Origin of the sequence: Halomonas sp. LC1, from assembly GCF_030247125.1 — a bacterium.
Lineage (GTDB): Bacteria > Pseudomonadota > Gammaproteobacteria > Pseudomonadales > Halomonadaceae > Vreelandella.
In genome coordinates this window covers 1-16869 of sequence record NZ_JASSPG010000012.1, presented here as the reverse complement: position 1 = coordinate 16869, position 16869 = coordinate 1, and the positions used below count along the sequence as shown (strand labels likewise).

13 protein-coding genes are annotated in these 16869 nt (G+C 59.9%); 6 read left to right on the top strand and 7 right to left on the bottom strand.

The window, feature by feature from the left end; all coding sequences use genetic code 11:
• Positions 1-126: 126 nt before the first annotated feature.
• Together metF and QIT27_RS16580 are read left to right on the top strand one after the other, a co-directional pair.
• Positions 127-966 (top strand): methylenetetrahydrofolate reductase [NAD(P)H], encoded by an 840-nt coding sequence (gene metF / locus QIT27_RS16585; RefSeq protein WP_044630438.1) that lies wholly within the window; start codon positions 127-129, stop codon positions 964-966.
• A 148-nt stretch (positions 967-1114) separates the two neighbouring features.
• Positions 1115-2326, top strand: coding sequence for an ArsB/NhaD family transporter (locus QIT27_RS16580; protein ID WP_285264448.1), 1212 nt, complete (start codon positions 1115-1117; stop codon positions 2324-2326).
• Between the two features lie 110 nt (positions 2327-2436).
• On the opposite strand, the gene QIT27_RS16575 is transcribed toward QIT27_RS16580, so the two are convergent.
• From QIT27_RS16575 to prlC, 4 genes are all read right to left on the bottom strand, one after another.
• Entirely contained in the window at positions 2437-4641 is a 2205-nt protein-coding gene (locus QIT27_RS16575) for a TRAP transporter permease (protein WP_285264447.1), read from the bottom strand.
• Positions 4642-4740: 99 nt separating this feature from the next.
• Entirely contained in the window at positions 4741-5721 is a 981-nt protein-coding gene (locus QIT27_RS16570; RefSeq protein WP_159340567.1) for a TAXI family TRAP transporter solute-binding subunit, read from the bottom strand.
• Between the two features lie 280 nt (positions 5722-6001).
• Complete coding sequence (locus tag QIT27_RS16565) at positions 6002-6250, bottom strand: YheV family putative zinc ribbon protein (RefSeq protein ID WP_159340568.1); 249 nt, start codon at positions 6248-6250, stop codon at positions 6002-6004.
• A gap of 61 nt (positions 6251-6311) precedes the next feature.
• Positions 6312-8360: an oligopeptidase A gene (prlC, locus tag QIT27_RS16560; RefSeq protein ID WP_285264446.1), complete on the bottom strand. Its 2049-nt coding sequence runs from the start codon at positions 8358-8360 to the stop codon at positions 6312-6314.
• Positions 8361-8561: 201 nt separating this feature from the next.
• Here prlC and QIT27_RS16555 point away from each other — a divergent pair, with 201 nt between their 5' ends.
• From QIT27_RS16555 to QIT27_RS16545, 3 genes are all read left to right on the top strand, one after another.
• Positions 8562-9902: a sodium-dependent transporter gene (locus QIT27_RS16555; protein WP_285264445.1), complete on the top strand. Its 1341-nt coding sequence runs from the start codon at positions 8562-8564 to the stop codon at positions 9900-9902.
• Between the two features lie 52 nt (positions 9903-9954).
• Positions 9955-10506 carry a gamma carbonic anhydrase family protein gene (locus QIT27_RS16550; protein WP_285264444.1) on the top strand — a complete coding sequence of 184 codons (552 nt, stop codon included), beginning with the start codon at positions 9955-9957 and terminating at the stop codon, positions 10504-10506.
• Between the two features lie 90 nt (positions 10507-10596).
• Entirely contained in the window at positions 10597-11268 is a 672-nt protein-coding gene (locus QIT27_RS16545) for a metal-dependent hydrolase (RefSeq protein WP_159340572.1), read from the top strand.
• On the opposite strand, the gene QIT27_RS16540 is transcribed toward QIT27_RS16545, so the two are convergent.
• Genes QIT27_RS16540 through QIT27_RS16530 form a run of 3 tightly spaced genes read right to left on the bottom strand, consistent with a single transcriptional unit; the run spans position 11244 to position 15299 of the window.
• Positions 11244-12626, bottom strand: a complete 1383-nt coding sequence (locus QIT27_RS16540) for a sigma-54-dependent transcriptional regulator (protein ID WP_159340573.1) — start codon at positions 12624-12626, stop codon at positions 11244-11246. The two genes, QIT27_RS16545 and QIT27_RS16540, sit on opposite strands and share 25 nt — an antisense overlap.
• Positions 12619-14532 (bottom strand): sensor histidine kinase, encoded by a 1914-nt coding sequence (locus QIT27_RS16535; RefSeq protein ID WP_285264443.1) that lies wholly within the window; start codon positions 14530-14532, stop codon positions 12619-12621. Before QIT27_RS16535 ends, QIT27_RS16540 begins: the two co-directional genes overlap by 8 nt.
• Positions 14529-15299 (bottom strand): GntR family transcriptional regulator, encoded by a 771-nt coding sequence (locus QIT27_RS16530; RefSeq protein WP_159340575.1) that lies wholly within the window; start codon positions 15297-15299, stop codon positions 14529-14531. The genes QIT27_RS16535 and QIT27_RS16530 overlap by 4 nt, the downstream gene beginning before the upstream one ends.
• Before the next feature lie 323 nt (positions 15300-15622).
• On the opposite strand from QIT27_RS16530, the gene lldD reads away from it, so the two are divergent.
• Complete coding sequence (lldD, locus tag QIT27_RS16525; RefSeq protein ID WP_285264442.1) at positions 15623-16786, top strand: FMN-dependent L-lactate dehydrogenase LldD; 1164 nt, start codon at positions 15623-15625, stop codon at positions 16784-16786.
• Positions 16787-16869: the final 83 nt, after the last annotated feature.

The window sequence follows — 16869 nt, the reverse complement described above, 5'->3', positions numbered from 1 at the left end:
AGACGCGGTAGTGCCAACATGAGCCGAATTGAAGGTCGACCGTGGAATCTTTCATTAGCCGCTGCGCGGCGAAGCAGCGAGAATACCCTAAATAATGATCACGTTACCGCACTGCGAGGACAAACCATGAGCAGCCAAGAGCATCCGTTAGGTATTAGCTTTGAATTCTTTCCGCCCAACACCGATGCCGGTCGGGAGAAGCTAATTCACGTGCGTGATGAGCTGGCCGCTCGTAACCCGCGTTTTTTCTCGGTCACCTACGGCGCGGGTGGCTCCACCCAGGCGCGCACTCGGGATATCGTGCGCACCGTTAGCCAAAGTGGCATCACCACGGCGCCGCACCTCTCCTGCATCGGCAGCGAAAAGGCCCAACTGCGTGACTTACTGGCGCAGTACCGGGAAGAGGGCGTCGATAGCCTAGTGGCCCTGCGCGGTGATATGCCCTCCGGAATGGCCAGTATCGGTGAACTGCGCTACGCCAATGAATTGGTAGAGTTCATTCGTGACGAGACGGGCGACCACTTTGACATCGCGGTCGCGGCGTATCCGGAATCTCATCCACAGGCCCCCAGCCTCGATAAGGATGTGGAAAACTTTGCCCGTAAGATGAATGCGGGTGCCAACATGGCGATTACCCAGTACTTCTTTACCGCCGATGCCTACTTCCACTTCGTTGATAAAGCGCGTGCGCTGGGTGTCGAGCAGCCGATCATTCCCGGCATCATGCCGATCACCAACTACACCAAGCTGGCGCGGTTTTCCGATGCCTGCGGCGCGGAAATTCCCCGCTGGATTCGCAAGCAGTTAGAAGCCTACGGCGATGATAGCGATGCCATTGCCGCCTTTGGTACCGATGTAGTGACTCGTCTGTGCGAGCGGCTACTGGACGGCGGCGCGCCAGGCCTGCACTTCTACACGCTGAATCAGGCAGCCCCGGTCTTGAAGGTGGTGGATAACCTGAGCTAACGTTTTTGCCTGCTGATCATACCGGCCTGCATCTTCGATGCAGGCCGGTTTTTTTATGGGTCTCTATCAGGTTTTTAGCGCTTTGTGGCGATCAGCAAGCACCGTATGATGCCTGCTCTTTTTGCGCTTTGAGAAGGAGCACCACACGATGTGGTTGATCACTGCCATGTTCGCATTCACCTACCTGGGCATGGCAGTGGGCCGCTTGCCTGGCCTGCAGGTCGACCGCTCTTGGATGGCCCTCGCGGCGGCGTGTGTCTTGCTGGTGACCGGCACCGTTCAGCTGGAGGAGATTGCCAGCCATATCGACATCGGCGCGCTGGTGCTGCTGATGGCGCTCATGCTGGTCTCGGCCCAGTTTGGCTTTTCAGGGGTGTATCACCAGCTTTCAGAGTGGATGGCCCGGCATGCGGAACAGCCTAGCAAACTGCTGCTCGGCGTAGTGCTGTTGGGCGGCGTGCTATCGGCGCTGTTGGTCAATGACATTGTCGCCTTTGCGCTGACGCCGCTGCTGTGCCAGACGCTGCTGGCGCGAGGGTTAGACCCTCGGCCGTTCTTGTTGGCCCTGGCGATGTCCTGCAACGCAGGCTCGGCGGCGAGCCTAATCGGCAACCCGCAAAATATTCTGATTGGTCAGGCGGGCGACTTAGCGTTTTGGGATTACAGCCTGCAAGCCGCCGTCCCTGCACTGGTCTCGCTAATGACAACCTACAGCGTCATCTGGCTCGTCTGGCGACGGCGCTGGTGGCTCAGTGCCCCCGCTTCGGTCCCATTGGCAACGGCGCCTGTGACAGAAAGCCTTCGCTATAAGCCGCTGTTGGCTGCTGTTGCCTTACTGGTGCTGTTCTCGACACCGCTCCCCCGCGAGTGGTCGGCGCTGGCCGTGGCGCTGGTGCTGATGATGTCGCGCCGGGTAGCCAGCCACCGCTACACACACGCCGTCGATTGGAATCTGCTTCTGCTGTTTATGGGCTTGTTTATCGTCACGGGGAGTTTGGCATCGCTGCCAGAGGCTAGCGTGGTCGTGAACCGTCTGGTCGGCGAAGGCGGGCTGCCCGGCGATGCGTGGAGTATCGCGGGTATGTCGCTGGTGGCCAGTAACGTGATTGGCAATGTCCCTTTTGTGGTGCTGCTGTTGGGGTTATTCCCTGCACTGTCAGAGTCCACCCTCGTCATGTTGGCGGTCATGTCGACTCTGGCCGGCAACCTGCTGCTTATCGGCAGCGTGGTGAACCTGATCGTGGCAGAAGGCGCGAAGCGTCAAGGGGTCCACCTTGGGTTTATAGAGTTCGCTAAAGTGGGTGTACCGATCACCCTGCTATCGATGCTGGCCGCAGCGCTCTGGTTCACGCTGGGCTGAGCGTCATACGCCGTGTGCTAGGCGCATAAAAAAGCCGGAACCTCTCGGTTCCGGCTGTTGCGTGGGTGGTACGCGGTTTTGCGTAGCGTGGCTCTGGTAAACGTAACGGTTTAGGTAGCGTTTGCCGTTGCCTTGCCTTTGCCGCCGTACTGCTTGCGCTGCATGAGGAAGAGCGCGGCACCAATCGCCAAGCCTGCCACGTCGGTATAGATACCGCCGTAAATCAGGAATAGTGCGCCCACTAACATCACCAAGCGTTGCACCACATTCACCGGCCCGAAGAACCACTTCTGCACCATACCAGAGAGCAGCACGATGCCCAGCGTGGCGGTAAGGCCAACGCGTAGGATCTGCATCGCCGAGCCTTCCATCAGCATGGCCGGGCTGTAGAAGAACATGAACGGCACGATAAACGCCGCCAAGCCGATCTTGAACGACGCCACCGAGGTGCCCATGGGGTTGTCCCCAGAGATACCGGCGGCCGCGTAAGAGGCCAGCGCCACCGGCGGCGTAATGGCCGAGACCACGGCGAAGTAGAACACGAAGAAGTGGGCAATCAGCGGCTCGATGCCGATGTTGATCAACCCTGGTGCGACCACCGATGCGGCCACTGCGTAGGCCGCCGTGGTCGGCATCCCCATGCCCAGCAGAATGCTGATCAGCATGGCGAAGAACAGCGCCAGCAGTTGGCTAACGCCCGCCAAGCCCAGCAGCAGCGAAGAGAAGCGCGCGCCAACGCCGGTCAGCGAGATCACGCCCACGATCAACCCCGCGCAGGCACACACGGCAATGATCTGGATGGACATGGTGCCCGCCAGCTGCAGCGCTCTTAGAATGGCGCGCAGGCCCATCTTGTTGGGTGAAATCCAGCTGACGACGGCCGCAGAGGCAGTGGCCAGCGTACCCGCACGAATCACCGAGTAGCCCATGAACAGCGCCACGATCAAAATGATGATCGGTGCGAACAGGTAGACCTGCTTCACTAGCTTGGAGAACAGCGGAATCTCGTCTTTGCGCATGCCGCGCATGCCTTTACGGGCGGCTTCGAAATCTACCATGAAGTAGATCGATGCAAAGTAGAGAATGGCCGGAATGACGGCGGCAATGGCGATTTCGGTATAGGGGATACCGGTCACTTCCGCCATGATGAACGCACCCGCCCCCATGATGGGCGGCATGATCTGACCACCGGTCGAGGCGGCCGCTTCGATCGCCCCTGCACTACGAGCGGGGTAACCGACTTTCTTCATCAGCGGGATGGTCAGGGAGCCGGTGGAGACCACGTTACCAGCCGACGTACCGTTGATCATCCCCATCAAGCCAGAGGCAAAGATGGCGACTTTCGCCGGGCCACCCCGGGCGCGGCCTGCCGCGGCAAAGGCGAAGTTGACGAAGTAGTCGCCCACTTTGGAGGCCTGCAGGAACGCGGCAAAAATGATGAACAGAATGATATAGGTGGACGAGACCGCCGTGGTCGGGCCGAGAATGCCCGCATCGGTATAGACCTGACTAAAGAAGCGCTGGACCGACAGGCCAGGATAGCCCAGGAAGCCGGGTAAATAGGGGCCTGCGAAGACATAGGTCAGGAACACGGCCGAAATAACGACCAGCGCCAACCCTGCCACCCGGCGAGTCAGTTCGAGAATCAGCAGCGAGCCTGCGATGGCTGCCCAAGAGATGCCGGGCGGCGCAAACGAGGTGCCGGTGGACATCCGCATGGTGGTGTTGAAGGCCATCAGTAGGTAGCCCGCGCTGGCCAGTGCGCACACCATGAGCACGAGATCAGCGGCGTTGAAACGGTGGCGCGCCTGGCGGTAGAACCAGGAGAGCACGATGGCGACCGCCGTGGTGGCCATCAGTGGGTAGCCAAAGTGCAGCGTTTCTACGGCCGGGTCGATACGCATCGCCCCGCCGTTGATGGTCTGCTGCATCAAAACCACTTGGACCAGCGAGTACACCGCAGGGATCAACAGCGCATAGCTCACCCATTTCAGCCAAGCAGGGGAGGCTTGCTGGTCATCTTCAGCAAAGCGGGCACCGGCAAACAGCCCGTAACCCAAAATCAACGCACCGGCGATGTGAACGATACGGAACGACCAGGTTTCCATGGGGTACACGTTGAGTGAAAACAGGTGGAAACCTGAGTAGGCAATCGCCAGTGCTGCAAATAGCAGGAACTGCCAGCCAACGAATAGGCGGCGGTTGGGCTCAACAACTTCTTCATCGACGCCATCGGCAATCGAGTCGGGCGTTGATGAAGCCGCTAGGGCGTCATCCTTGAGGCCGTTGGGGTCTTGGTCGGTATTGTGACTCATCAGAGGTCACCCTCACAGCAAAAGCAGAGAAAGGGGCAGTAGCGAACGCTGCCCCGCCCGACAGGATCGGCAGCGGGGCAGCGCGATGGTGCGTCGTACTTACTTGATCATGTCGTCAGAGATGTCGTAACCGTTCTCTTCGTACCAGCGTGCTGCACCCGGGTGGAAGGGCAGGACGGTGTTATGAACGATGTTCTCCGGAATGCTGGTTTCAGCACTGCGGTGTACGTCGCGCATCCGATCGTTGTTTTCCATGGTCGCTTTGGTGACTTCGTAGATGAAGTCTTCCGGCAGGTCGCAACCGGCAATGGCGAAGTTCCACATGGAAACGGCACGAGCGTCTTCTTCCAGCGTGGTGTAGGTGCTGGCGGGGATGGTGAACTCAGCAACCGGATAGTTGTCCAGCACGGTGGCCAGCTCTTCTTCGGTAAATTCGATGATGTTCACGTCGGTTTGTACTTCTAGCTGGCTAACCGCCGGAATCGGGATGCCCGCTGCAAAGGCGACAACGTCGAGCAGACCGTCCTGAAGCTGGCCGCCCAGATCCGACCAGCCGCCGTTACGACGCTCGAAGTTCACGCCCAGGGTCTCCAGCATGGCCGGGAAGTAGGTGTCAGACGTCGAGGCGGCCGGGCCGAAACCGATGCGCGCACCATCAGGAATGTCTGAGATGGAGGTAATGCCGGAGCTAGAGAGCGCCGCGATGGAGAACGGTGTCTCGTACATCGGGAACAGCGCGCACACGTTGTCCATCACCAGGCCGGGGGCCAGCGGGCTTTCGCCTTTCATGGCATCGGATGCCGGGCCCATGGTGGTCAGGCCGAAGGCCATATCGCCACTGTGCACCAGCGCCAGGTTTTGGGTCGGGCCGCCGGTGACTTCGCCGCCGCCAGAAACGTCTAGCTCTTCGGCAATGAAGTTTGCCCAGCCAGAACCGTAAACGAAGTAGGTGCCGCCCTGGCTGGCAGTCCCTACGGTGAAGTTGGTCGGCCACTCGGAGCGGTCCGCTTGGGCAGTGCCAGCGGCGAGAAGTGCGCTACCTGCGAGCAGGGCAATCGTTTTGGGCATCGTATTGCGCATGGCGAGATTTCCTAAGCTGTTATTGGGATTATCGTCTGGCGTATGCGGGACACCGCCAGTGCTTCATCATTAAGCAGCTTATACAGAGCGATACTCGTGCCATGTATGCATTTTTATTTTTAAATCAATGAATTGAAAAATCGGTCTTCAACTTTGGTTGAAACACAAAAGGCGCGGAGTGTCTGGCTTTTCGCACGGATCAGGTAGGCAGGTGTGCGGAATTCCGCACACTTGGCAGGCGGAGTGTTCGCCGCACCCTGCGACGGGGCGGCGAGGGGCGTTACTTCTTTTTGCCAGGATCTAGAATACGCACGGGCTGGATGTCCTGAACTTTCTGCTCGTCGCGAACCTGGTTCACTCGGGTGGTGAGCTCCGGGGCCGCTTCGTCTTCGATGGGCAGCTGCTCGAAAAAATCGCAGCTGACGCACTCCCGGTAGCGAATACCGTTCTGCTCCCAGGCGCGAATACGGTCCATGGCGGCGCAGCGTGGGCAGGTCACGCCCGCGATAAATCGTTTAACACTCGACATACCTTTACTCCCAAGGTGTGACGGCCATGCCGCCACACCGTATCGAAACGGTCGGGGCGGCTTAGGCCGCGCGAATACCGCTATGGCGCAGCAGCGGCTCGACGCTGGGTTCACGGCCTCGGAAGGCGCGGAATAGCTCGGCGGCATCCCGCGCGCCGCCTTGCTCCAGAATCTCTTCACGGAAGCGCTGACCAGTGGTGGGATCAAAGATACCCGCCTCCTCAAAAGCGCTCCAGGCGTCGGCGGAGAGCACTTCTGCCCACTTGTAGCTGTAGTAGCCGGCAGCGTAACCGCCCGCAAAAATGTGGCTGAAGCTATTTTGGAAGCGGTTGAAGTCGACCACGGGCAAGACGGAGGTTTGGCGACGCACGTCGTCGAGCAGCGCTTGAACATCGCTGGCCGAAGGCGCTTCCAGCTCGTGGTGAAGGCGCAGGTCGAACAGTGAAAACTCGATCTGACGCACCATGCCCATGGCGGACTGGAAGTTTTTCGCCGCTTGCAGCCGCTCGAACAAAACATCCGGCAGCGGTTCGCCGGTGTCCACATGTTTGGCCAGCAGGTCGAGGCCTTCCCGCTCCCAGCAGTAGTTTTCCATGAACTGGCTGGGCAGCTCGACGGCATCCCAGGCGACGCCGTTGATGCCCGAGACATCGGCCACCTCTTGCTTGGTCAGCATATGGTGCAGGCCGTGGCCAAATTCGTGGAACAGCGTGGTCACTTCGTCATGGGTGAGGAGTGCAGGCTTGCCGCCCACCGGCGCGGTGAAGTTGCAGGTCAAGAAGGCCACGGGGAGCTGCACGCCGTTTTCGGTTTTGCGGCGTACCCGGCAGTCGGCCATCCACGCACCGCCTCGTTTACCTTCGCGGGCGTAGAGATCCAGGTAGAACCCGGCAATCGGCGTGCCCTGTTCGGTAATACGGAAGAAGCGCACATCGTCATGGTAGCTCGGAGCGCTGCTGTCTTCTGTTACTTGAACGCCATAAAGGCGCTCGACGACTTGGAACAAACCATCGACGACCCGCGGCGCGGGGAAGTAGGGGCGCAGCTGCTCTTGGGAAATAGCGTAGCGTGCTTCGCGCAGTTTCTCGCTGGCGTAGGCGACATCCCAGGGTTTGAGCGTCTCGATACCTAGCTTGTCACGGGCGTAGGCGCTGAGTTCGGCGAACTCCTCCTGCGCTTGCGGTTTGGCGCGGCGGGCGAGGTCTTCCAGGAAGTCCAGCACCTGCGCGGGGGAGTCTGCCATTTTGGTGGTCAGCGAGTAGTCGGCGTAGGTATCGAAGCCCAGCAGCCGCGCCAGTTCCTGACGCAGGGTCAGTATTTCTTCCAAAATGGGGGCGTTGTCGAATTTGCCTGCGTTGGGACCCTGGTCGGAGGCGCGGGTCACGAAAGCGGTATACACCTCCTCGCGCAGCTCGCGGCTGTCGGCATAACTGACGATGGGGAAGAAGCTGGGGAAATCCAGCGTAATGCGATAACCCTCCACGCCTTTGGCGTCTGCCAGCGCTTTAAGGGTCTCCAGGGCGCTCTCCGGAACGCCCGCCAGCGCCTCGCGATCCTGAATGTCTTTGTGCCACGCCTGAGTGGCGTCCAGCACGTTGTTAGAGAACTGGTTAGAAAGCGTGGAGAGGCGGGACTGAATCTCGCCGTAACGAGCCTTCTTATCCGCCGGTAGGTCGACCCCGGCCAAACGGAAATCGCGCAGGGCGTTATCCACCGTGCGCTGTTGAGCAGCCGTGAGCGTTGGCCAACTCTCGCTCTCCTTTAGCGCCTGCCAGCCTTTGAACAGCCCTTCGTGCTGACCGACCCATGTGCCAAACGCAGAGAGTTTTTCCAAGCAAGCTTGGTAAGCATCGCGCAGCTCGGGGGTGTTCATGGTGCCGTTGAGGTGCGATACCGGCGACCAAGCTTGGGAAAGACGGTCATTCACTGCTTCCAGCGGGGCGGCAAAGTTCTCCCACGTTGGGGGTGTGGTAGCGGACTGCTGGGCTAGGCGATCAATCGCCTCGCGGCTCTCATCGAGCAGCGTGTCCACGGCAGGCACCACGTGGTCGGCACGAATGTCGGCGAAAGGGGGAAGCTCGTGGCTCTCTAGCAACGGGTTGCGGGACATAAGCACCTCGGTAGCAATCAAGTTAGGGGCGCACAAAAACGTGCGCTGATGATGACACAGTGCGGGCAGTGAGGCGTTGTTTCAATGCTTGACCCGCTGCAAGCGTTTGGCCTGGGGGCAGGCGCCTGCTAGTCTTGCCGCCTTTCCATATCCGTAATCTGCAAGTGTCACCAACAATGCCACCCATGGCAGGAGCAAGTAATGAGTGAAACGCTAGAGCGCTGGGGGTCGAAACGGGCCTTTATCTTGGCGGTAACAGGTGCTGCGGTTGGGCTGGGTAATATTTGGCGCTTTCCCTATGTGGCGGGAGAGAACGGCGGTGCTGCTTTCCTGTTGATTTACGTAGCGTTCGTGCTGCTGTTAGGCATTCCCGTGATGATGGCGGAAATCCTGATTGGGCGTGCCGGGCGGCGCGGGCCGATGCAGGCGCTCGGCGTGCTGGCGTCAGAAGCCGGGGCTTCCCGGCACTGGCGCTGGTTGGGGCTGTTTGGCGCGTTCACCGTGTTCTGTATTTTGTCGTTTTACTCGGTGGTCTCCGGCTGGTCGATTGAGTTTTTAGTGGCCTCGGTGAACGGCAATTTTGACGGCGCCAGCGCTGCCGAGATCGGCGCGGGGTTCGACGCGTTTCTGGCGAACCCTGGGCTGCTGATCTTCAATCACTCGCTGTTCCTCTTCATGACCATGACGGTGGTGGCAGCCGGGGTGGCCAAAGGGCTCGAGCGGCTCAACAACCTGCTGATGCCGCTGCTTTACGGGTTGCTGCTGCTATTAGCTATTTATGCCACTACTACGTCGGGCTTTGGTACCGCGCTGTCGTGGCTCTTTCTGCCCTCCTTCGAGGACGTGACGCCCGCTGTCGTGTTACATGCCATGGGCCATGCCTTCTTTACGCTGGCAGTCGGTGCCTGTGCGCTGATGGCGTACGGGGCTTACATGCCCGATGAGCAGAGCCTGCCGAAGGCGGCCTTTGCCGTGGCGGTGCTGGACATTAGCGTGGCGCTGCTGGCAGGCATTGCGATTTTCTCGGTGGTGTTTGCCCAGGGCATGGACCCCGCCGATGGACCAGGACTCATGTTCGTGACGCTGCCCATCGCGTTTTCCGAGCTGCCCTGGGGCTCACTCTGGCTCAGCGTATTTTTCCTGCTGCTGCTGCTGGCCACCTGGACCTCGGCGATTAACCTTGCCGAGCCGATGGTGGCTACGCTGCAGGGGCTGGGCTGGCGGCGCAGTCTTTCGACCGCCGTGGTGGCGATCAGCGTCTGGCTTCTGGGCCTGCTATCGGCGTTCTCGTTCTCGACGCTGGCCGAGTTTAGGCCGCTGTTTGGGCGTAACGTGTTCGAACTGGTGAGCAGTATTCCGCCCGATATTTTCCTGCCCTTAGGTGGTTTGCTGATTGCTACCTTTGCCGCTTGGGTGATGCCGCAAGCGCTGGTCGTGAAAGCGCTGGGCGTGGGCGATGGTGGCTATGTCATGTGGCGCAATATCGTTCGCTGGGTCTCGATTCCACTGACGTTTATTGTTCTACTCGGCGGGTTGCTATAGTGCTGTCATACCGCGTCGACACGAAACGCGAAATGCTTTAGAGGAGTGTGCCATGAGCAGTGCCCTACGAACGTATCAAGGCGTCTCGCCGCAGTTGGGTGAGCGTGTCTACATCGATCCCGCCAGCGTGGTGATTGGCAATGTCACGCTCGGCGATGACTGCTCAGTCTGGCCCATGACGGTGATTCGTGGCGATATGCACCGCATCACCATTGGCGCGCGCACCAGCGTTCAAGATGGCAGCGTGCTGCACATCACTCACGCGAGTGACTTCAACCCCAACGGCTTTCCGCTCACCATTGGCGAGGATGTCACCATTGGCCATAAGGCCATCCTGCATGGCTGCACGCTGGGTAGCCGTATCTTGGTGGGCATGGGAGCGATCGTCATGGACGGTGCCGTGGTGGAAGACGAGGTGATCATTGCCGCTGGCGCCGTGGTGACGCCCGGGAAGCGGCTGGAGAGCGGCTATGTTTACGCAGGCAACCCGGCAAAGGCGCTGCGCCCGCTCAAGGAGAAAGAGCGCGCGTTCTTTCCCTATACCGCTGGCAATTACGTGAAGTTAAAAGATCAGTTTCTCGGCGATGCCGAAAGCGGTCGCTAAGCGCTTGCCCTACCACTCTTTTTTCTAACATAGCCATGTTGCACGCTCAAAAAATCTGGTAATTTATCCAGTTTTCCAGGGTGCCGCAACATGGCTAATTTTCGCACGCATATAACGGTAGCAGCAGCGGGCGGCACGCTAATGGCCTACGTTGGCTGGCAGGCCCAGTGGTGGGGAGCGCCACAAGCGCTGCTGGTCATTGCTCTGGTGGCCTTTGGCGGCATTCTGCCCGATATCGACGCCGATCGGTCCCGCTCTATCCGCCTGATTTTCAATCTATTATCCGTTCCGTCACTGGTGCTGGGCGTGTTGCTGCTCCAACCCTGGCTGACGCCTGGGTTGCTGCTGGTGGCCTGCGGGGGCATCTACTTTTCGGTGCGCTATTTGGCAGCGGTGCTGTTTTCGCGCCTGACCGTGCACCGTGGCATCTGGCATTCGCTGATGGCCGCCGGGCTTTGCGCGCTGGCCACCGCTGCCATTAGCTACCATTTATTGGTGCAGCCGGCTTGGCTGGCGTGGTCCCACGGGGCGGCGGTGCTGCTCGGCTTCATCATCCATCTGAGCCTGGACGAGCTGTTTAGCGTCGACTTGGAGGGCGCGCGGTTGAAGCGCTCGTTCGGTACGGCGCTGAAACTGGGCGATAGTCGCCGCCCGCTCTCTAACCTACTGATGCTGATTGCCCTGCTGGTGCTGGTGCCCTGGGTGCCCCCGTGGGGGGTGCTGCTGGAGCTCTTTCATCAAGGCTCACTGCTGTGGCGATAGTCGTCGGCGCTGAGGCCATGCTTCTTTAGCTTGTCGTAAAAGGTTTTGCGGGGAATCCCCAGATGGCGACAAACATCGGTCACGCGGCCATGGTGGCGGGCCAGGGACTGGCTGATCAGACTCTTCTCGAATAGCTCTACCTGACGCGGCAGCGTGGGTTCTTGCGTATCTGCGGCAACCCCCTCCAGAAGGACATCCAGGCGGTAGTCGAACGCCGCGCCTAACAGTACATAGCGTTCTGCTAAATTACGCAGCTCGCGAACGTTGCCGGGCCAGTCGTGGGCCAGCAGCGCGGCCACGGCATGGCTATCCAGGGTCGGTGCTTCCAGGCCGCTGCGGTTGGCGGCGACCACGGCAAAGTGTTGGAACAGCAGCGGGATATCTTCCCGCCTTTCCCGTAGGGCTGGCAGCGGGAGCGTCACCACATTGAGCCGGTAATAAAGATCTTCGCGAAAGCGCCCCTCGTCAGCGGCGACTTTCAGGTCCACTTTGGTAGCGGCGATAACGCGAATATTGAGCGGCACCGCTTCGTTGGCCCCTAGGCGCTCCACGCTGCGCTCTTGAAGCACGCGCAGCAGCTTCACCTGTAGAGCCAACGGCATCGACTCGATCTCGTCTAAAAAGACCGTGCCGCCGTTGGCGTGCTCGAATTTGCCAATGCGCCGTTCGACTGCGCCGGTAAAGGCGCCTTTTTCATGGCCAAACAGCTCGGACTCGATGGTGTTTTCCGGCACCGCGCCGCAGTTGATGGCCATGAAGGGGCTGTTACGCCGGGCACTGCGCTCGTGAATGGCCCGGGCGACGAGGTCTTTGCCGGTGCCCGTTTCGCCAAACAGCAGCACGTCGGCTTCCACCTGGCTGATACGCTGGATCATGGCGGCAAGCCGTGAGATCACTGGCGTTCGCCCAACCAGGCGCGGGCCCAGCGCGGCTTGCTGCACCTCTAGCTCGGCTTTCAAGCGCAGGTTTTCGAGGCTTAGCTGGCGCTTTTCGATGCCACGCCTCACCACATCCAGCAGCTGGTCGCCCGCGAAGGGTTTTTCCAGAAAGTCCCAGGCACCTGCCCGCATCGCCTCTACCGCAGTGGAGATATCGCCATGGCCGGTAATCAGAATGATCGGCAGCGTGGCATCGCGGCTATGCAGTTCATGCAGCAGCGCCATGCCGTCCATGCCGGGCATGCGTATATCGCTGACGATGACGCCGGGAAAGTCGGGTGGCAAAGCGGCCAGCGCCTGTTCGGCGGACTCGAAGCAGTGGGGCGTATAGCCCGCGAGTTCTAAGGTTTGGCTGGCGGTGATGCGAAGATGCGGCTCGTCGTCGATCACCATGACCGGCAGTGTCGACGGCTCATGCATGGGATGGGTTCTCCTGTTCATGGCGGGAGGGGGAAGGCGCTGGCGAGCGTGGCAGGGTTACCGTAAAACAGGCACCGCCATTGGCCAGATTGTTGGCCTGTAGCTTGCCTCCCAGGTCTTCCATAATACGCGAGGAGATCGAGAGTCCTAGCCCTAATCCGCTGCCCGGTGCTTTGGTGGTAAAAAAGGGCTCAAAAATGTGTCCTAGATGATCCGTTGCAATGCCTGGGCCATTGTCTGCCACGCTGATGACCACGTAGTGATCGTCTACGTGGGTGCTAAGCGTGAGCACAGGCGCTTCGATCTCCTTCATGGCCTGAACCGCGTTACCGATCAGATTCACCAGCACCTGCTCCAGGCGCACCAGGTCGCCCTCTACCCAGAGGATCTCTTCCGGCCACTGCTGGACGACGTGGATGCCGTCATCGCGAAGGCGGCTATGGAACAGCCGCAGTGCGTACTCGATGCACGCCTGTACCGAAATCGTTTCCTGGCGCTCGCTGCTCTTGCGGGAGAACTGGCGCAACTGGGCGCTAATGTCGGCCATGCGCTCGGTGAGCTCGACAATGTGCGCCAAGTTGGCGTCGGCGCGTTCGATCCGTGCCAGTTCGATGAAACGGCGAGCGTTCTCCGCATAGGCGCGAATGGCGGCCAGGGGCTGGTTGAGTTCGTGATTGATGCCCGCTGCCAGTTGCCCCAGCACGGCGAGCTTGGCAGCTTGAATCAGTTCGTCCTGGGTTTGGCGTAGGTTGGCCTCTGCCCGTCGCCGCTCTTCGATCTCATCGGAGAGGCGCTGGTTGCTGGCGACCAGGTCGCGGGTTCGCCGCTCGACGCTGACTTCGAGCTCATCGCGTACGCGGGCGAGCGTTTGGCGCTCCCGCTCGGCAAAGGCTTCGCGCTCTCGGCGCAGTCGGAGACGTTGCCAGCCAATGCCGCCCGCCAGGGCGATGACGCCGTAAAGCCCGCCCGCCATCAGGGCGGCAATCCACTGGGCGTTCATGACCGGCGTCAGCGGCTTGAGAATATGCATTTGCCAGCCAAACTCGGGGATGGGGCGGGTCAGGCTCAAATAGCGCCCGCCGCTTAGCGGGCCATGGGCAAAGCTCACAAGGTAACTGCCGGGCCCGTAGGGGGTATCCAGTTGAATGCCGGATGGCGTGAGCGGCTCCATGGCATATCGGCGGGTGTCACGGAGCGCATCACGCTGTTCGTCGCTCAGCGGATAGAGAGCGTTCATACGCAGTTCGGGGTGGCTGGCCATGAAGATGATGTTGTCGCTGTCGGTGACGAACAGCTCGGCGTCCTGTTCGGCCCAGCTCTCTTCGACATCATCGAGCAGCACTTTGACGACGAGCACGCCATCGGGCTTGGCATCGGGAGAGGTATCGTCCAACCATACCGGTGAGGAGAAGTAGTAGCCGCGCTCCAGGGACTTGATACCTAGCCCAAAAAACCGTCCCTGGCCGCCTGCGATGGCATCCGAGTAGTAGCTACGGAAGGCATAGTTCTGGCCAATGAAGGTGTTCGGACGATGCCAGTTGCTGGCGGCAATGGTGTTGGCATCGCGATCCAGCAGGTACACGTCCGAGACGCCTGAGGTGAAGCGAAAGCGATCCAGCAGCAGGTTGAGCGGCATAGGGTCTTGGCTATCAGGAGAGCCCAAAAAGCGCTGAACGCCTTCCCGAGTGGCGAGCATTTGTGGCAGGTAGTCGTAGCGCAGCAGATAGCCGTTCAAGTTGGCGGCTGAGAGACGTAGCTCGTTCTCGGCGTCATCCTGCAGATTCGACAGCGCCTGTTCACGGGCGAGCTGGGCCGCCTGCCACATGCACAGCAATAGCCCCACAGGAATGGCGATCAGCCATAGCCGACGCCAGCGCCGTGCGGTAGGACTGAGGTGATTACTCATGCCGGACTGCTGGTGCCCTGGGCGCGGCGTAAGGCCCGCTGGGCGCGGGTTTCGGCTCTAGCCATTTCAAGTAGCCCCTCTTCCACATACACCAAGTGCTCGTGGGCGCGTGCTCGGGCGTCTTCCGCACGGCCTTCTAGGATGGCATCCAGCAAGGCGCGGTGCTGCTTCATGAGTTGGGTGCGAGAGTCGGGCTTGGCGAACAGATGGGCCAAGTTATCCACGATGCTCTGTTCGAGCAGGTGGAAAATGCCGCGGATGGTGTGCAGCAGCAGCACGTTGTGCGCGGCTTCCGCGATGGCGAGATGAAAGGCTGCGTCTAGTTTTGCTTCCTGAGCCGGGTCGGCACCGACGAAGCCACCATCGAGCTCCTCGAAGCGCTGAATGAGAACGGCTTTGTCGGCAGGCGTGGAGCGAAGGGCCGCGTAGTAGGCGGAAATGCCCTCCATGGCGTCACGGAATTCCAACAGATCCAAATGGAATTCGTTATGGCGCGAAAGCATTTCCAGCAGCGGATCGGTGTAACCGCTGTTCAGCGTTTCGTTCACGAACGTGCCGCCGCCCTGGCGGCTGGTGAGCAGGCCTCGGGCTGCCAGCTTTTGAATGGCCTCTCGCAGCGATGGGCGCGATACGCCGAAACGCTCGGCCAGCTCCCTTTCTGGGGGTAAACGCTGGCCGGGCTTGAGGCTGCCTTCCAAAATCATGGCTTCCAGGCGTTCCGTTATCACGTCGGCAAGGCGCTGTTGACGGAGCGGAGGGTAGGTCATCGATAAGTGCTCCCTTAATTGGTAAGACCAATAATAGGGCGTTTTAGAGGGCGACTCAAGCAGCGAATACCGTGTTCGCCAGAGATCGTGGCTAAACTAAGGTCTATAGCTCGGCTACCCGTCAGGTGGGATCTTCGTTTGACATGCCATCAGCTTGTCATTAACGTTACTGAACGTTGGTTGTCAATTGGTATGACCAATGCAAGCTGAATGGCAGGCGTATCGCTGTGTACGGTCAGTCGTAGTGTAAAGCCATCGCCAGCGATTTCGCGCCTACTCTTAGTGGCTACTTACAATAACGTCTTCCGTGCATAGGGCCCGTCATGATCATCTCTGCTTCAACGGATTACCGCCAGGCTGCCAAGCGCCGCCTTCCTCCCTTTCTCTTCCATTATGCCGATGGCGGGTCGTATGCCGAGCATACGCTGCGTCGCAATGTCGATGATTTGCGCGATGTCGCGCTGCGTCAGCGTGTGCTCAAGGATATGTCGTCGCTTTCACTGGAAACCGAGCTATTGGGTGAAAAGCTCGCCATGCCGCTCGCACTAGCCCCTGTTGGGCTTGCGGGTATGTATGCCAGGCGTGGCGAAGTGCAGGCGGCGCGCGCAGCCACCAAGAAGGGGGTGCCGTTCACGCTCTCTACCGTGTCGGTATGCCCCATCGCGGAAGTCGCCGCCGCCGTGGAGCGTCCCATCTGGTTTCAGCTCTACGTGCTGAAAGATCGTGGCTTCATGAAGCACGTGCTGGAGCGCGCGAAAGCTGCAGGTGTGAAAACGCTGATTTTCACCGTCGATATGCCGGTGCCTGGCGCTCGCTATCGTGATGCCCACTCCGGTATGAGTGGTAAGCATGGCCCCATGAGGCGCATGCTTCAGGCAGCGCTGCATCCTCTATGGGCATGGGACGTCGGCATTCATGGCCGCCCCCACGATCTGGGGAATGTGTCCGACTACCGAGGCAAGCCCACCGAGCTGGAAGACTACATTGCCTGGCTGGGTGATAACTTCGACCCGGCAATCTCCTGGAAAGATTTGGAGTGGATCCGTGAGTTCTGGGATGGCCCGATGATCATCAAAGGGATTTTAGACCCAGAAGATGCGAGAGATGCCGTGCGTTTTGGTGCCGATGGAATCGTGGTGTCGAATCATGGCGGCCGGCAGTTGGATGGCGTGCCCTCTACCGCGCGTGCGCTCCCTGCCATTGCAGATGCTGTCAAAGGTGACTTGGCCATTTTGGCTGACTCTGGCGTACGCAGCGGACTAGATGTAGTGCGAATGATTGCCATGGGGGCGGACACTGCGCTCATTGGTCGTGCTTTCATCTATGCACTGGCAACGGCGGGTGAAGCGGGGGTGGCCCACCTGCTCGACCTGTTCGAAAAAGAGATGAAGGTTGCCATGACCCTGACAGGCGCTCGTACGATTGCAGACTTAAACTCTGAATCGCTGGTATCTGAAGCGATGAGTATGCTGAATCATTCAGCTTAGTAGAGTGGAGAGACACACAACGTTTCAGCTTAGCAGGGTCATGTTGGAGTTTTTTTACAAAACCCTCTTGCCAACCCGGCTTT

Bases quoted from the DNA above. Each gene is read 5' to 3' on its own strand.
- metF (WP_044630438.1), top strand. From the start codon at position 127: ATGAGCAGCCAAGAGCATCCGTTAGGTATTAGCTTTGAATTCTTTCCG.
- QIT27_RS16580 (WP_285264448.1), top strand. From the start codon at position 1,115: ATGTGGTTGATCACTGCCATGTTCGCATTCACCTACCTGGGCATGGCA.
- QIT27_RS16575 (WP_285264447.1), bottom strand. From the start codon at position 4,641: ATGAGTCACAATACCGACCAAGACCCCAACGGCCTCAAGGATGACGCC.
- QIT27_RS16570 (WP_159340567.1), bottom strand. From the start codon at position 5,721: ATGCGCAATACGATGCCCAAAACGATTGCCCTGCTCGCAGGTAGCGCA.
- QIT27_RS16565 (WP_159340568.1), bottom strand. From the start codon at position 6,250: ATGTCGAGTGTTAAACGATTTATCGCGGGCGTGACCTGCCCACGCTGC.
- prlC (WP_285264446.1), bottom strand. From the start codon at position 8,360: ATGTCCCGCAACCCGTTGCTAGAGAGCCACGAGCTTCCCCCTTTCGCC.
- QIT27_RS16555 (WP_285264445.1), top strand. From the start codon at position 8,562: ATGAGTGAAACGCTAGAGCGCTGGGGGTCGAAACGGGCCTTTATCTTG.
- QIT27_RS16550 (WP_285264444.1), top strand. From the start codon at position 9,955: ATGAGCAGTGCCCTACGAACGTATCAAGGCGTCTCGCCGCAGTTGGGT.
- QIT27_RS16545 (WP_159340572.1), top strand. From the start codon at position 10,597: ATGGCTAATTTTCGCACGCATATAACGGTAGCAGCAGCGGGCGGCACG.
- QIT27_RS16540 (WP_159340573.1), bottom strand. From the start codon at position 12,626: ATGCATGAGCCGTCGACACTGCCGGTCATGGTGATCGACGACGAGCCG.
- QIT27_RS16535 (WP_285264443.1), bottom strand. From the start codon at position 14,532: ATGAGTAATCACCTCAGTCCTACCGCACGGCGCTGGCGTCGGCTATGG.
- QIT27_RS16530 (WP_159340575.1), bottom strand. From the start codon at position 15,299: ATGACCTACCCTCCGCTCCGTCAACAGCGCCTTGCCGACGTGATAACG.
- lldD (WP_285264442.1), top strand. From the start codon at position 15,623: ATGATCATCTCTGCTTCAACGGATTACCGCCAGGCTGCCAAGCGCCGC.